Source organism: Streptomyces sp. SID13031 (assembly GCF_010548305.1).
In the GTDB taxonomy this organism is placed as follows: domain Bacteria; phylum Actinomycetota; class Actinomycetes; order Propionibacteriales; family Kribbellaceae; genus Kribbella.
Map to the genome: position 1 here is coordinate 58,959 of NZ_JAAGLV010000024.1, position 14,299 is coordinate 73,257.

Consider the following 14,299-nt stretch of genomic DNA (forward strand, 5'->3'; position numbering starts at 1 on the left):
CCCGATGTGGGCACGCTCACTTCTTTTCCCCTTTGGTGACAGGGAGATCGGGCGCCGAGACGTCGTAGACCAAAGCGTCGCGTTTCATCAGCACGCTGAGTACTGCCGCCTTCTGCTCACTGTCATCGTCGCTGCCCCAGACCACCTTCACCCTGGACCCCAGGTTGAGGGTGATCGAGTCCGGCGAGGCCGCCGAGATCGACTTCACCTGGGACCGCAGTACCTCCGGCAAGGCCGCCGAAACCGTCACCACCGAACGGATTGTGACCGCTCGCCTGTTCCCGACCACGAGTGCCTCGGGTAACCCCTCCGGCCGGGCGGGCACGGTCTTGAAGGCCACCCCGGTCGCGTCCACGAGCTCGAAGTTGCTGCCGTCGGTGACGACCACCACCGGGACCCGCTCGGTCACCACGATCTTCAGCTGGTTCGGCCAGGCCCGGGTGACCTGCGCGTCGGAGACGGACTGGATCGTCCGCACCCGCTGCGCGATCGCACTCAGGTCCACCTTCGCCAGCGGCGTCCCGAGCGGGGCCGCCGCGACCTGGGTGATGGTTGCCACCGGCACCGTATCCGCCCCGGCCACCTTGACCCCGGAGACCGCGAGCACGGAGGAGTAGTAGAACAACCAGGCGATCACGCCGGCGAGCAGGACGATCAGGCCGCCGACTGCCCAGGGCAGCCAGCCACGCCATCGCACCAACCGCTGCCGGCGCGCGAACCGCTCCTGTGCCCGGGCAAGGTCAGTGCTTTGACTCATCCCCCGCTCACCACCGGATCCACCGGATCACTCCGCGGCCGCCGCCGCGAGAGCTGCCCGCTCGGCCAGCAGGCCGAGCACCTCAGGCCCGATCAGCGTCACGTCACCGGCACCGGCGGTGACGACCAGGTCGCCCGGCTCGGCCAGGTCCGCGACCAGCCGCGGTACGGCGGACCAGGAGGGCTCGAACCGGACCTGATCCGGCTTCAGCGGCACGTGGTTGGCGATCAGCGCGCCGGTGATCCCGGGCTCGGGATCCTCCCGGGCGGCGAAGATGTCCATCACCACGACCTCGTCGGCCAGCGCGAGCGACTCGGAGAAGTCGGCCGCGAAGATCCTGGTCCGGCTGAACAGGTGCGGCTGGAAGCAGACGATCACGCGCCCCTCCCCCGCCACCGTGCGAGCCGCGGCCAGGTCGACCGCGATCTCGGTCGGGTGGTGGGCGTACGAGTCGAAGACCCGGACGCCGTCCTCGAGGCCCTTGAACTCGAACCGCCGGCCGGTCCCGGTGAAGGCCGCGAGACCCTCGGCCAGATCGGCCGCGGAGAAGCCCAGCCCGAGCCCGACGGTCAATGCCGCCGCGGCGTTCAGCGCATTGTGCTTGCCGGCCTGCTGCAGGTTCACGATCGGCAGCTTGCGCCCGTGGAAGACCGGCACGAACGACTGGACCGCCCCGGTCGCGATGATCTCGGTCACCTGGGTGTCGGCATCCGCCGATTCGCCGTACGTCCGTACGTCGATGCCCTTCGCCCGGGCGAACTCGGCCAGCTTGCGGGCGCCGGGGTCGTCGAAGCAGACGACCATGAAGCCACCCGGGATCACCCGGTCGCAGAACTGCTCGAAGGCGAGCCGGTAGCTGGCCTCATCGCCGTAGTTGTCCAGGTGGTCCGGCTCGACCGAGGTGACGATCGACACCTCGGGGCTGTAGGTCAGGAAGGACTTGTCGGACTCGTCGGACTCCGCGACGAACAGGTCGCCGCTGCCGTCGTGGGCGTTCGAGCCGGACTCGTTCAGGTTCCCGCCGATCGCGTACGACGGGTCCGCACCGCAGTGCTGCAGCGCGACCGTCAGCATCGACGTGGTGGTCGTCTTACCGTGCGTACCGGCGACCGCGATGGTCCGGCGGCCGACCATCACCGACGCGAGCGCGGCGGCCCGCGGCAGGATCGGGATCCCCGCCGCCCGCGCGGCGACGACCTCGGGGTTGGTCTCGCGGATCGCCGTGGAGACGACGACGGTGTCCACCTCGGCGACGTGCTCGGCAGCGTGCCCGACCCAGCAGGTCGCACCGAGGGCGCGCAGGGCGCCGAGCACCTTGCTGTCCTTGCCGTCCGAACCGGAGACCTCGATACCGCGGGCCGCCATGATCCGGGCGATCCCGGACATCCCGGCGCCGCCGATACCGACGAAGTGCACCCGGCCGAGCTTCTCGGCGGGCAGATGGCTGTCAGGTGCGGTGACGATCACGAAGAAGACCCCACCACATCGAGGATGATCCGCGCCAACCGGTCGTCGGCGTCGAGCTTGATCAGGCCCTGGGCTGCGTTGGACATGGCTGTCAGACGCTCCCGGTCGTGCAGAAGTTGCGGCACGGTCGCGCGAACCCAGTCCGGAGTCACCTCGGCGTTGTCGACCAGCAGGCCACCGCCCGCCTCGACCACCGCCTTGGCGTTCTGGCGCTGCTCACCGTTACCGTGTGGCAACGGAACGTAGATGGCCGGCAGTCCGACGCCGGACGCCTCGGTGACCGCGTTCGCGCCGGAACGGCAGACGACCAGGTCGGCGGCGGCGTAGGCGTAGTCCATCCGGTCGATGTAGTTGAGCACCCTGTACGGGTACGGACCCGTCTGCGCGACCTCGAGGCTGTTCTTCGAGCCGATCGCGTGGATGACCTGGACCCCGGCCGCGAGCAGATCCGCCGCGGCCCCGCCGAACGCCTCGTTCAGCTGCTGGGCGCCCTGCGAGCCACCGGTGACGAACACCGTCGGCGCGTTCGGGTCGAGCCCGAAGAACTCACGCGCCTCCGCCCGCAGTGCGGCCCGGTCGAGGGTCGAGATCGCCCGCCGGATCGGCAGCCCGACGTACTGGGCGTGCGGCAGGTCCGTACCGGGGAAGGAGGTGATCACGTTCTGGGTGCAGTAGCGGGCGGCGAACTTGTTCGCGATGCCCGGGGTCGCGTTGCCCTCGTGCACGACGATCGGCGTCTTGCGGCGCCAGGCCGCGACGTACGCCGGGGTCGAGACGTAGCCGCCGAAGCCGACCAGGACGTCGGCCTTGGCCTCGTCGAGCACCTTGCGGGCGGCGTTCACCGAGCTGAGCATCTTGCCCGGGACGGCGAACAGCGCCGGCGTGGGTTTGCGCGGCAACGGGACGGGTGGGATCAGCTCGAGCCGGTAGCCGGCCTCGGGGACGACCCGGACCTCCAGGCCACGCTCGGTCCCGAGGGCGATGATCTCGATCGTCGGGTCGATCCGGCGCAAGGCGTCGGCGGTAGCGATCAGGGGGGAAGTATGGCCGGCGGTACCACCACCGGCCAGGACAATGCTCGGCACAGCTTTCAACGCTCCCGCGTGTTCTCACGGCCAGTACGGCCAGGTGTACGCCACGAAGACATCCACCCGAACCGAGGCCGCCTGGTCTCCTTGAGGGCGGCCTGCGCGCCGGGTTCGGCCTTCGCGAAGGACAGCAACATGCCGATCGCGATCAGCGTCGGCAGCAGTGCGGAACCACCGTACGACAAAAGCGGGAGCGGGATACCCACGATGGGTAGCAGTCCGATCACGGCGCCCAGGTTGACGAGCGTCTGGGCCATCAGCCAGACGGTGATTCCGGCGGCCGCATAGCGGACGAAGGGGTCCGAGTTGCGGGTCGCGATCCGGACGCCGACGTAGGCGAGCATCAGGAACAGCGCGAGCACGGTGAGTGACCCGATCAGCCCGAGCTCCTCACCGATCACCGAGAAGATGAAGTCGGTGTGCGCCTCGGGCAGGTTGCCCCACTTCTGCCGGCTGTTGCCGATCCCGACACCCCACCAGCCACCGGTGGAGAGCGCGTAGAACGAGTGGTACGCCTGCCAGCCGATACCGCCGGGGTCGGCCAGCGGGTTGGTGAAGTTGAGCAGCCGGTCCATCCGGTGCTGCGCGGTGGTGACGAAGTACGCCGCGATCGCGCCGACCACGACGATGGTGGCGACGAACAGCCGGGTCGGTGCGCCGACGATCCAGATCATCCCGATCATCACGGCCATCAGCACCAGCGCCGTACCGAGGTCGTGCTGGCCGACGACAAGGGCGATCACCAGACCGCAGACCGGCACCATCGGAACGAGCAGATGCTTCCACTGGGTCAGCAGTTTCTGCTTGCGGGCGTACAGATCCGCGCACCACATCACCAGCGCGAGCTTGGCGAACTCACTCGGCTGGAGCTGCAGCGGTCCACCGAGGTTCAGCCAGTTCGTGTTGCCCTTGACGCCGACGCCGAGTCCCGGCACGTAGGTCAGGACGAGCATGAACACCGACCCGAGCAGCGCGACGTACGCGAGCATCCGGAAGTGCCGGGGCGTCATCCGCGAGGCGACGTAGGCCATCGGCAGGCCGACGCCGACCCAGATCAGCTGGCGGTAGAAGATCGCGTACTGGTTCTGGTTGTTGGCCCGGTACGACAGCACGCTGGACGCGGACAGCACCATCAGCAGCCCGAGCACGAGCAGCAGGCCCGTCGCGCCGAGCAGGATGTGGTACGACGTCAGCGGCCGGTCGAGAACGTCCCTGATCGCCGCCAGCCAGGGGCGTTCGGTCGCCTGCGGAGCGTTGTCCTTCGACTGCCCCTTCGGCTGATCCGTGATCGTCGTCATGCGATCACCTCCGGATCAGTTGTCGCCCAGCCGCAGTACGGCTTCGGCGAAGGCGTCTCCGCGGGCTCCATAGTTGGCGAACATGTCCCAGGAAGCGCAGCCAGGCGCGAGCAGCACGGTGTCCCCCACCTGCGCAAGCTTCGTCGCCTCCCCCACCACGGTCTCCATTGCACCAGTGTCCGTTGACTCCACGGTGATCACCGGGACATCTGGCGCGTGTCGGGCAAGTGCTTCGGCGATCACAGCCTTGTCCTGACCGAGCAGTACGACGCCGCGCAACCGGTCCTTGGCAGCGATCACGAGCTCGTCGAAAGTCGCTCCCTTCGCCTGTCCACCGGCGATCCACACCACGTGGTCGTAGGCGAGCAGCGAAGCCTGCGCCGCATGCGGGTTGGTCGCCTTGGAATCATCGATGTAGTTGACCTCGGCAACCTCACCGACACTCGCGATCCGGTGCGCATCGGGCCGGAACACCCGCAGCCCGTCACGGACGGCAGATGCCGGTACGCCGAACGCTCGCGCCAGCGCGGCCGCCGCCAGCGCGTTCGCGACATTGTGCGGCGCCGGCGGCGTGATGTCGGCGATCGAGGCGATCTCCAGCGCCGAGCTGGCCCGCTGCTCGACGAAGGCACGGTCGACGAGCAGGTCGTCGACGAGGCCGACCATCGAGATCGCCGGCGTACCGAGAGTGAAGCCGACCGCGCGGCACCCCTCGATCACGTCCGCGTCCTGCACCAGCTGCTCGGTCGCGGGATCGGCGACGTTGTAGACGCAGGCGACCTGGCAGTTCTCGTAGATCTTGCCCTTCGCCAGCGTGTACGCGTCCATCGAGCCGTGCCAGTCGACGTGGTCGGGCGCGATGTTCAGTACCGCGGCCGAGTGCGCCGACATCGAGTCGGTGAAGTGCAGCTGGTAGCTGGACAGCTCGACCGCGATCACGTCGTACGGCTCGGGGTCCATCACGGCTTCCAGCAGTGGCAGCCCGACGTTGCCCGCGGCAACGGCACGGTGGCCGGCCGCGGTCAGGATCGAGGTCAGCATCTGGACCGTCGTGGTCTTGCCGTTGGTGCCGGTGATGCAGAGCCAGGGCGCGGCGTTGGCAGGATCGCGCAGGCGCCAGGCCAGCTCGATCTCGCTCCAGACGGGGATCCCGCGCTCGACGGCGGTCGCGAGCAGCGGCGCGTGCGGCGGGATACCGGGTGAGGTGACGACCACCTCGACGTCGGCCGGGAGCTCCGCGGTACTACCCGCGCCGAGCTTGATGGTGGCGCCCAGCGTCTCGAGGATCTGCGCCTTCTCGCGCAGCGCCTCGTTGTCGCGGTCGTCGAGCACGGTGACGTGATCGGCACCGGCCTGCAGCAACGAGTCGGCGCAGGCATAGCCGGCCGTACCGAAGCCGAGGACGACGAACCGCGTCGTCGCCCAGCCGTCGTCGGTCCGTGTCGTGAGGCTCATCCGGCCACCCATTCCGCGTAGAACAAGCCGAGCCCGGTGGCGACGCACAGGCCCGAGATGATCCAGAACCGGATCACCACGTTCACCTGTTCCCAGCCGAGCATCTCGAAGTGGTGCTGCAGTGGCGCCATCCGGAACAGCCGTTTGCCCACCCCGCCGGCGCGTTTGGTCACCTTGAACCAGCTCACCTGCAGGATCACCGAGGCGGTGATGATGACGAACAGGCCGCCGAGCACCAGGACGAGCAGCTCGGTCCGGGTCATCACCCCGAAGCCGGCCACCGCGCCACCCAGCGACAGCGAACCGGTGTCACCCATGAAGATCTTGGCCGGCGAGGCGTTCCACCACAGGAAGCCGAACAGCGCGCCGGTGAGTGCTGCCGCGACGACGGCCAGGTCGAGCGGATCCCGTACCTCGTAACAGCGGGCCTCGGCCATCGTCTTACAGCTCTGGTTGGACTGCCACACACAGATCAGCGTGTACGCGCCGAACACCATCATCGACGCGCCGGTGGCCAGCCCGTCCAGGCCGTCGGCGAGGTTGACTCCGTTCGACATGCCCGCGATCAGCAGCAGGATCCAGATCACCACCAGCACCGGCACCAGGTGCAGCCACTCGATGTCACGGATGAACGAGATGAACGGCGAGGCCGGCTTCTGGCCGCGCTCGTCGGGGAACTGCAGCGCCAGCACCGCGAAGGCGACCGCGACCATCGTCTGGCCGGCCAGTTTCGCCTTGCTGCGCAGGCCCAGGCTGCGCTGCCGGAAGATCTTGATGAAGTCGTCAAGGAAGCCGACCGCGCCCATCCCGGCGAACAGGAACAGCACCAGCAGCGCCGACGCGCTCGGCGCCCGCCCGGTCAGCAGCTTCGCCGCGAAGTAGCCGACGATGGTCGCGATGATGAAGACGGTGCCGCCCATCGTCGGCGTACCGCGCTTGGTGTGGTGCGAGGTCGGGCCGTCGTCACGGATCTCCTGGCCGTAGCCGCGGCGGGCCAGCAAGCTGATCGCCGAGCGGGTACCGAGCAGCGTCAGCACCATCGAGATGGCACCGGCGAACAGGATCGAGATCACTGCGAAGCCTCCTCGAGCAGGGCGGTCGCCAGCCGGTCGAGGCCGACGAACCTGGATGCCTTCACCAGCACCACGTCTCCCTGCTGCAGTTCCTTGCGAAGCAGCTCGAGCGCTTCGTCCATGCTGTCGACGTACGCCGACTCGTTGCCCCACGATCCTTCCAGCGAGGCGCCGAGGTGGATCGACCGGGCCCCCTCACCGATCACCAGCAGCCGCTGGATGTCCAGCCGAACGACGAGACGGCCGATCGCGTCGTGCTCCTCGATGTGGCTGTCGCCCAGCTCACCCATCGGGCCGAGCACCGCCCAGGTACGGCCTGTTCCGGTCTGCGCCATGCGGGCCCGGCCGATCGCGGCCAGCGCCTTGAGCGCGGCCCGGACCGACTCGGGGTTGGCGTTGTAGGCGTCGTTGATGATCGTCACGCCGTCCGGACGCTCGTGCACCTCCATCCGCCACTTGGAGGCGGCCGTCGCGGTGCTGAGCCCCTCGGCGATCTGCGCCGGCGTCAGCCCGACTGCCTGTACTGCGGCCGCGGCGGCGAGTGCGTTCGCAACTTGGTGTTCCCCGACGGTCTGGAGCTGAACTGCGTGCTCCTCGCCGCCCAGGTGCAGGGTGAAGCCGGCCCGCCCGAGCGTGTCGAGCTCGACTTCGGTGGCCCGGACGGTCGCCTCAGGAGCATCGCCCCAGAGCACGACGCTCTCGGCGGTCCGGCTCGCCATCGCGGCGACGCGCGGGTCGTCGGCGTTCAGGATCGCGGTACCACCAGGAAGTACGGCCTCGATCATCTCGCCCTTGGCGACGGCGATCGCGTCCTGGCTGCCGAACTCGCCGATGTGCGAGTGGCCGACGTTCAGCACCAGCCCGACCTTCGGCGGCGTGATCCGGCACAGGTAGGTGATGTCGCCGACGTGCCGGGCGCCCATCTCGGCGACCAGGTAGCGCGTGGCCAGATCCGCCTTCAGCGCGGTCAGCGGGTGCCCGATCTCGTTGTTCTGCGAGCCCACTGCGGCCACGGTCGGGCCGTACGGCGCGAGCAACTGGGCGATCAAGTCCTTGGTGCTGGTCTTGCCCTGGGAACCAGTCAGGCCGATCACGGTCAGCTCGGGCAGCTGGGAGATGACGAGCTTCGCGAGCTCACCGATCGCCTGCTGGGCGTCCGCGACGACGATGCAGGGGCTGCCCTCGACCGGCCGGGTGGTGATGGAAACGGTCGCGCCGGCCGCGGTCACCGCGGGGACGTACTCGTGCCCGTCGACGTTCTGCCCGGCGAAGGCGACGAACAGCCCGCCCGCGGTGATCTTGCGGGAGTCGATCTCGACGCCGGCGTCGACGACGGCCGCCGGGTCCACGCCGACCAGCTCACCGCCCACCGCTGCGGCGATCTGAGCACAACTGACGGGGATCAAAGCGCTGCCTCTTTCGTCGCCGCGATCAGCTCGCGGACGGTCTGCCGGTCGTCGAACGGGTGGATCACACCGCCGATTTCCTGGCCGGTTTCGTGGCCCTTGCCCAGCACCAGCACGGTGTCGCCGGGTCCGGCCAGTTCGATCGCGGTGGCGATCGCCTGACGGCGGTCACCGATCTCTTGCAGGTCCACGCCGGGGACGGCGGCGCGCGCGCCCTCGATCGCGGCGGCGCGGATCGCCGCCGGGTCCTCGCTGCGGGGATTGTCGTCGGTGACGATCACGATGTCGGCCGCCCGGGCCGCCGCCGCGCCCATCCCGGGTCGTTTGCCGGGGTCGCGGTCGCCGCCGCAGCCGACCACGGCGAACAGCCTGCCCTTGGTGGCCGTCCGGGCGGCTCGCAGCGCCAGCTCGACCGCGTCCGGCGTGTGCGCGTAGTCGACGATCACGCTCAGGCCGTCAGCCCGGGTGAAGGTCTCCATCCGGCCCGGTACGGCGGCGTTCTGCAGCCCGGCAGCGATCGCCTCGGCCGGTACGTCGATCTGCCGCAGCATCACGGTCGCCAGCAGCGCGTTCGCGACATTGAAGTCGCCGGGCAGCCCGATCTCGACCGTCAGCGTCTCGTCGGGGCCTTGGATGTCGATCACCGTGGTGCCGTGCTCGGACTGGTGCGTCCCACCGACAGTCCAGTCAGCATCAAGCGTCGTCGACACGGTCACCAGCGGTACGACCGTCTGCGCGGCGAGCCGGCGGCCGTACTCGTCGTCGATGTTCACCACGGCCAGGTCGCAGCGCTCGGGCGTGAAGAGCGAGGCCTTGGCGGCGAAGTACTCCTCGAACGTCTTGTGGAAGTCCAGGTGATCCTGGGTGAGGTTGCTGAACCCGGCGACCGCGAACCGCGCGCCGTCCACCCGGCCCATCGCCAGCGCGTGGCTGGAGACCTCCATCGCGCACCAGTCGACGGCCCGCTCGCGCATCACCGCGAACAAGGCCTGCAGGTCGGTGGCCTCCGGCGTCGTCCGGGCGCTCTTGACCGCCTCGTCGCCGATCCGGGTCTCGATCGTGCCGATCAGGGCCGACTGACCGAGCGTGCGCAGTACGGAGTCGAGCAGGAAGCTCGTCGTGGTCTTGCCGTTCGTGCCGGTGATGCCCAGTAGGTGCAGCCCGCTCGTCGGTTCGCCGTAGATGTGGCTGGCGACGGCGCCCAGCACCGCGCGCGGCTTGGCGACCACCAGGACGGGCAGGCCGGTGGCTCCCGCCCGCTCCTCTCCCTCCGGATCGGTCAGTACTGCGACGGCGCCGGCTGCCTGCGCATTGGCGGCGAAGGCTGCTCCGTGAGCCCGGGCGCCCGCCAGGGCGGCGTACAGGTCACCGGGGAGGATCGATCGCGAGTCGAGTGACACGCCGGTCACGAAGACGTCGGCGAGGTCCGTCGAAGGCGTGGCTCCGGCGGTCTGGACGAGGTCGGCGAGTGCGACCGGTACGGTCCGTTGCGGCCTGATCGCGGCAACGGCTCCGCCTGCGGCGGTTGGGGTGGACACGGGCCCAGAGGCTACCGCTCCGGACCCGGTGACACCTACCTGACCCGGCGTCACCAGGTCAGCGGGACGTTGGGCGCCTTCGCCCCAGTCGGCGGTACGGCGTACTTCTGCAGTGCGTAGCTCATCACGTCGCGGAACACGGGACCTCCCTGGAAACCACCACCACGCCCGTTCGTCGGGTTCTGCAGTACGACGTACGTAACGAAGCGTGGGTTGTCGGCAGGAGCGAATCCGGCAAAAGAAGTCGCCCACTTGCAGTAGCCCTCGCACCCCTCGCCGGTCTCCTGGGCGGTACCGGTCTTGCCCGCGACCCGGTAGCCGGCGATCGCGGCCTGGAGCGCGCTGCCGCCGTCCGCGGTCACCGACTCCATCATCGTGGTGACCTCCTTGGCGGCGGTCTCGCTCACCACCCGGCGGGACGGGCCGGCCGGATTCGGGATCTCGTTGCCGTTGGAGTCGACGTAGTTCTTGACCAGCTTCGGCGGTACGTAGACGCCGCCGTTGGCGACCGCGTTCACCGCGGCGGTCATCTGGACGGCGTTCGCGGCGATGCCCTGGCCGAAGGCGACGGTCGAGCGGGTCAGCTCCTGCCACTCGTCGCCGGGCGGCATCTTGCCGCGGCTCTCGCCGGGGAAGTCCAGGCCGGTCGGCTCGCCGAAACCGAAGTCGTGCAGGTACTTCACGAACTGCGGGATCGGCATCTCGCGCGACGCGATGATGGTGCCGACGTTGGACGACTTGGCGATCACGCCGGCGATGGTCAGCTTCAGCGTGCCGTGGTCGAAGTGGTCCTTGATCTTGCGCCGCTGCACCGTGATGCTGCCCGGCACCTCCAGCTTGGTGTCGAGCGAGATCTTGCCGGCGTCGGCGAGCGCGGCCATCGTGACGACCTTCTGCACGCTACCCGGCTCGTAGATCTGCTCCAGTGCGTTGTTCTTCAGCGACTGGCCCTTGAGCGACTTGTTCGGGTCGTAGGTCGGGTAGTTGGCCATCGCCATCAGGTCGCCGGTCTTCACGTCCATGACGACGACCGTGCCGGACTCTGCCTTCCACTGCTTGACCGCCGACTCGATCCGCCTCTCCGCCATCCACTGCAGGTCAGAGTCCAGGGTGAGCTGCGCGCTGACGCCAGGCTTGGGCTCCTCCACCGTGTGGTCGGCGTTCGGGATCTTGTTGCCCTTGGTGTCGACCTCGTACATCGCCTTGCCGTCCGAGCCGGACAGCTTGTCGTTGAGCCCGTACTCGAGCCCGGCCAGGCCCTTGCCCTCGGCACCGACCACGCCGACGACGTTGGCGCCGACGGTCCCGAGCGGGTGGCTGCGGATCGGGTCCGACTCGGTGAACAGGCCGACCAGCAGCGGCGCCTTGGCCTCTTTCAGCTTGCCCTTGTTCTGCTCGCTGATCGCGGCGTTCTGCTTCTTGATCTCGGCCTCGATCTGGTTCCAGGTCTGCGGGCTGACCTGGTGCGCGAGCAGCACGTAGCGCTTCTTCAGGGTGAGGTCGGCGTAGAACTTCGCGTACGTCGTACCGGGGATCTTCGAGGTCAGGATGCCGGCCAGCGCGGCCGCGACGGGCGCGGTCTGGGTCGGGTCGGCGGTGATCGCCACCGCGTCCTCCGACACCGACAGCGGGATGCCGTTGCGGTCCAGGATGGCGCCGCGGGTCGCGTGCAGCACGAACGGCTTGGTGTTCTCCTTGGTCGCGGCAAGCGCGTACGAGTCCGGGTCGACACCCTGCAGCAGGATCAGCCGGCCGGCGAACAGCGACAGCACGAAAGCCATCACGCCGAACGTCATCCGCAGCCGGAGCGCCGGGCGCCCGAGCTTCAGCGTGCGCGGCGGCTTCTTGTCCTTCGGCTTGCGCGGCGGACGGCGGTTCTGCGGCGGACCCTTCCTGGGATTACGGCTAGGGGTGCCACTGGCCGAGCGCTTGCGCGGCGGCTCGCCGGTACGCCGGGGTGCGCCGCTGGCGGCCTTCACCGGGCGCGCGGCAGAGGTCTTCTTCGCAGTACGCCGAGGCGCATCGCCAGCAGCCCGGCGGGGCTCACCGCTGCGGCTGACAGCCTTGCGAGGCTCTCCTGAACGACTGGCGGACTTGCGAGGCTCTCCCGTGGCCTTGCGAGGTCCAGTCGCCGCCTTACCGGGCCCTGCCCGGCGAGCATCCGCGCCCGGCCCCGCACGGCGAGCGTCTCCAGCGTCGGGCCGCTTGCGGCCGCCCGGCTCTGCGCGAGACGAGGCGGCTCCCTTCCGGGTCTCGCCACCGGCCTTGTCGCCTGCGGCGGCACGGCGGCGGCCACCGGCCTCTCCGGCGCCTGGGCGCTGCGCGCCCTCTCCCCCGCGCTTCGGGCGGGGTGTGGTTGAACCGGTGCTCTCTGTAGCTGACGGGCGGCGCGGCGGGGTAGCTCGGCGCGGTGGTTCCCGGCCGGGCTCGCCGCCGCGCTTGCGTGGCGGCTCGCTGCCCCGTCGCTCCGTCATCCGATCATCCCCCGGTCGTCGTGTTGGCCCCAGTAGTCACAGGCGGCTTGGTGGTCGTCGCCGGCGGCTTGTTCGCATTCGCGGGCGGCTTGTTACTGGTGGCAGGCGGCTTGGTGGTCGTGACCGGTGGCTTGTTGGTGGTCACCGGCGGCTTCACTGGCGGCTTCACCGGTGGCTTGGGCACCACTGGCGTAGTACCAGCCACCGTGCCCGGGCCGAACATCGTCGCCGCCGTTCCCGCCTTGCCCTCGGCCGGTACACCGAGCACCTTGCCGTCGGACAGCCGCAGGAACACCGGGTTCGGGTTCGGCACCATACCCATCAGCACCGCTCGGTCCGCCAGGTGCTGCGGCGACTCCAGCGTGCGGACCTGCTTCTCCAGCTGCTCCTGCTGGTCGCGCAGCTGGTCGGCCTGGTTGTTGAGGCTGGTCACCTGGAACGTGCCGCGCTGCAGCTCGGTGTTGAGCAGCAGCAGGCCGACCAGGCCGGCCGCGAGCAGCGCCACCACGAAGATGACGAACGGCATCCGCGGCGGCCGGAAGGGCGCTCCGTAGACGACGCGGAGCTTCGGCTCCTGCTTGGTCGCCGGCTGGGCCGGCGTGACCCGTGCCTTCGACGGGCTGAACACAGTGCTCATCAGGCCACCAACCCCTTCTCGCGTACGCGCTCCGCCGCCCGGACCCGGGCCGAGGCGGCCCTTGGGTTCTCAGCGACCTCTTCTTCGGTCGGCTTCTCCGCTCCACGCGTCAGTAACTTCAGGTACGGCTCGTGACCCGCCGGGATCACCGGCAGGTCGTCCGGCACATCGCTCTTCGCGGCTGCCGCCAGCGTCTGCTTGGCGATCCGGTCCTCGAGCGACTGGTAGCTCATCACCACGATCCGGCCGTGCAGCGCGAGCGAGGCGACCGCCGCGGGCATGGCGCGCCGCAGTACCTCGAGCTCGCCGTTGACCTCGATCCGCAGTGCCTGGAAGGTCCGCTTGGCCGGGTGTCCCCCGGTCCGGCGGGCAGCCTGCGGGATCGAGTCGCGGACCAGCTCGGACAGCCGGGCGCTGTTCGTGAACGGCTCGGTCTCGCGGGCCTTGACGATCCGGTCCGCGATCCGGCGGGAGAACTTCTCCTCGCCGTACTGGAACAGGATCCGGGCCAGGTCGGCCGAGCTGTAGGTGTTCAGGATGTCGGCGGCCGTGGTCGGCGCGGTGCTGTCCATCCGCATGTCCAGCGGAGCGTCCTGCGAGTAGGCGAAGCCACGGTCGGCCTCGTCCAGCTGCATCGAGGAGACGCCCAGGTCGAACAGGATGCCGTCGATCGCGGGGATGCCGAGCTCGTGCAGCACCTGCGGCAGCTCGTCGTACACGGCGTGCACCAGCGTGGCGCGCTCGCCGTACGACGCCAGCCGGTCGCCGGTCAGCCGCAGTGCCTCGGGGTCACGGTCGAGCCCGACCAGGCGGATCTCGGGGAATCGCTGCAGGAAGGCTTCGGCGTGTCCGCCGAGACCGAGGGTGGCGTCGACCAGGACGGCACCGGCGTGCTGGAGGGCCGGCGCGAGCAGCGCGACGACGCGATCGAGCATCACCGGGACGTGGCGTCCCTCCGCTCCGCGCTCAGCACCGTCCATCTCGACCCTTCCATAGCCGCGGGGAGCGACCCTGCCCCCGCGGGTTCTCTTGAACTGCGTTCTGCCGTTCTGGTCCTGCCGGGGCGGTGGTGTCGGGAGGTGCTGCAAACTGCCCGGATCGGTTCG

Annotated in this window: 11 protein-coding genes; all 11 read right to left on the reverse strand. The window is 69.5% G+C overall.

All coding sequences use genetic code 11. The features are described from left to right. Positions 1 to 16: 16 nt before the first annotated feature. From G3I17_RS34835 to rsmH, 11 genes are read right to left on the reverse strand one after another with little or no spacing between them, the layout of a single operon-like run. A complete protein-coding gene (locus tag G3I17_RS34835; RefSeq protein WP_164602781.1) occupies positions 17 to 757 on the reverse strand; it encodes an FtsQ-type POTRA domain-containing protein in 741 nt (246 codons plus the stop codon). Positions 758 to 784: 27 nt separating this feature from the next. Then, entirely contained in the window at positions 785 to 2,224 is a 1,440-nt protein-coding gene (gene murC, locus G3I17_RS34840; RefSeq protein WP_164602783.1) for a UDP-N-acetylmuramate--L-alanine ligase, read from the reverse strand. After that, the gene (gene murG, locus G3I17_RS34845; RefSeq protein ID WP_164602785.1) at positions 2,221 to 3,309 is read right to left on the reverse strand and encodes an undecaprenyldiphospho-muramoylpentapeptide beta-N-acetylglucosaminyltransferase; all 1,089 of its coding nucleotides are present in this window, start codon (positions 3,307 to 3,309) and stop codon (positions 2,221 to 2,223) included. The genes murC and murG overlap by 4 nt, the downstream gene beginning before the upstream one ends. Positions 3,310 to 3,314: 5 nt before the next feature. Continuing rightward, positions 3,315 to 4,610 (reverse strand): putative lipid II flippase FtsW, encoded by a 1,296-nt coding sequence (gene ftsW / locus G3I17_RS34850; protein ID WP_164602787.1) that lies wholly within the window; start codon positions 4,608 to 4,610, stop codon positions 3,315 to 3,317. 15 nt (positions 4,611 to 4,625) lie between these two features. Beyond that, entirely contained in the window at positions 4,626 to 6,065 is a 1,440-nt protein-coding gene (gene murD, locus G3I17_RS34855) for a UDP-N-acetylmuramoyl-L-alanine--D-glutamate ligase (RefSeq protein ID WP_164602789.1), read from the reverse strand. Further along, complete coding sequence (gene mraY / locus G3I17_RS34860; RefSeq protein ID WP_164602791.1) at positions 6,062 to 7,138, reverse strand: phospho-N-acetylmuramoyl-pentapeptide-transferase; 1,077 nt, start codon at positions 7,136 to 7,138, stop codon at positions 6,062 to 6,064. Before mraY ends, murD begins: the two co-directional genes overlap by 4 nt. Continuing rightward, positions 7,135 to 8,544, reverse strand: a complete 1,410-nt coding sequence (gene murF, locus G3I17_RS34865; protein WP_164602793.1) for a UDP-N-acetylmuramoyl-tripeptide--D-alanyl-D-alanine ligase — start codon at positions 8,542 to 8,544, stop codon at positions 7,135 to 7,137. The genes mraY and murF overlap by 4 nt, the downstream gene beginning before the upstream one ends. Further along, on the reverse strand, positions 8,541 to 10,082 hold the full coding sequence (locus G3I17_RS34870; protein ID WP_164602795.1) for a UDP-N-acetylmuramoyl-L-alanyl-D-glutamate--2,6-diaminopimelate ligase: 1,542 nt from the start codon (positions 10,080 to 10,082) through the stop codon (positions 8,541 to 8,543). Before G3I17_RS34870 ends, murF begins: the two co-directional genes overlap by 4 nt. A 50-nt stretch (positions 10,083 to 10,132) precedes the next feature. Further along, on the reverse strand, positions 10,133 to 12,556 hold the full coding sequence (locus G3I17_RS34875) for a penicillin-binding protein 2 (protein WP_203591180.1): 2,424 nt from the start codon (positions 12,554 to 12,556) through the stop codon (positions 10,133 to 10,135). Positions 12,557 to 12,560: 4 nt separating this feature from the next. After that, entirely contained in the window at positions 12,561 to 13,193 is a 633-nt protein-coding gene (locus G3I17_RS34880; protein ID WP_203591181.1) for a hypothetical protein, read from the reverse strand. Continuing rightward, positions 13,193 to 14,173, reverse strand: coding sequence for a 16S rRNA (cytosine(1402)-N(4))-methyltransferase RsmH (gene rsmH / locus G3I17_RS34885; RefSeq protein WP_164602798.1), 981 nt, complete (start codon positions 14,171 to 14,173; stop codon positions 13,193 to 13,195). Before rsmH ends, G3I17_RS34880 begins: the two co-directional genes overlap by 1 nt. Between the last annotated feature and the right edge of the window lie 126 nt (positions 14,174 to 14,299).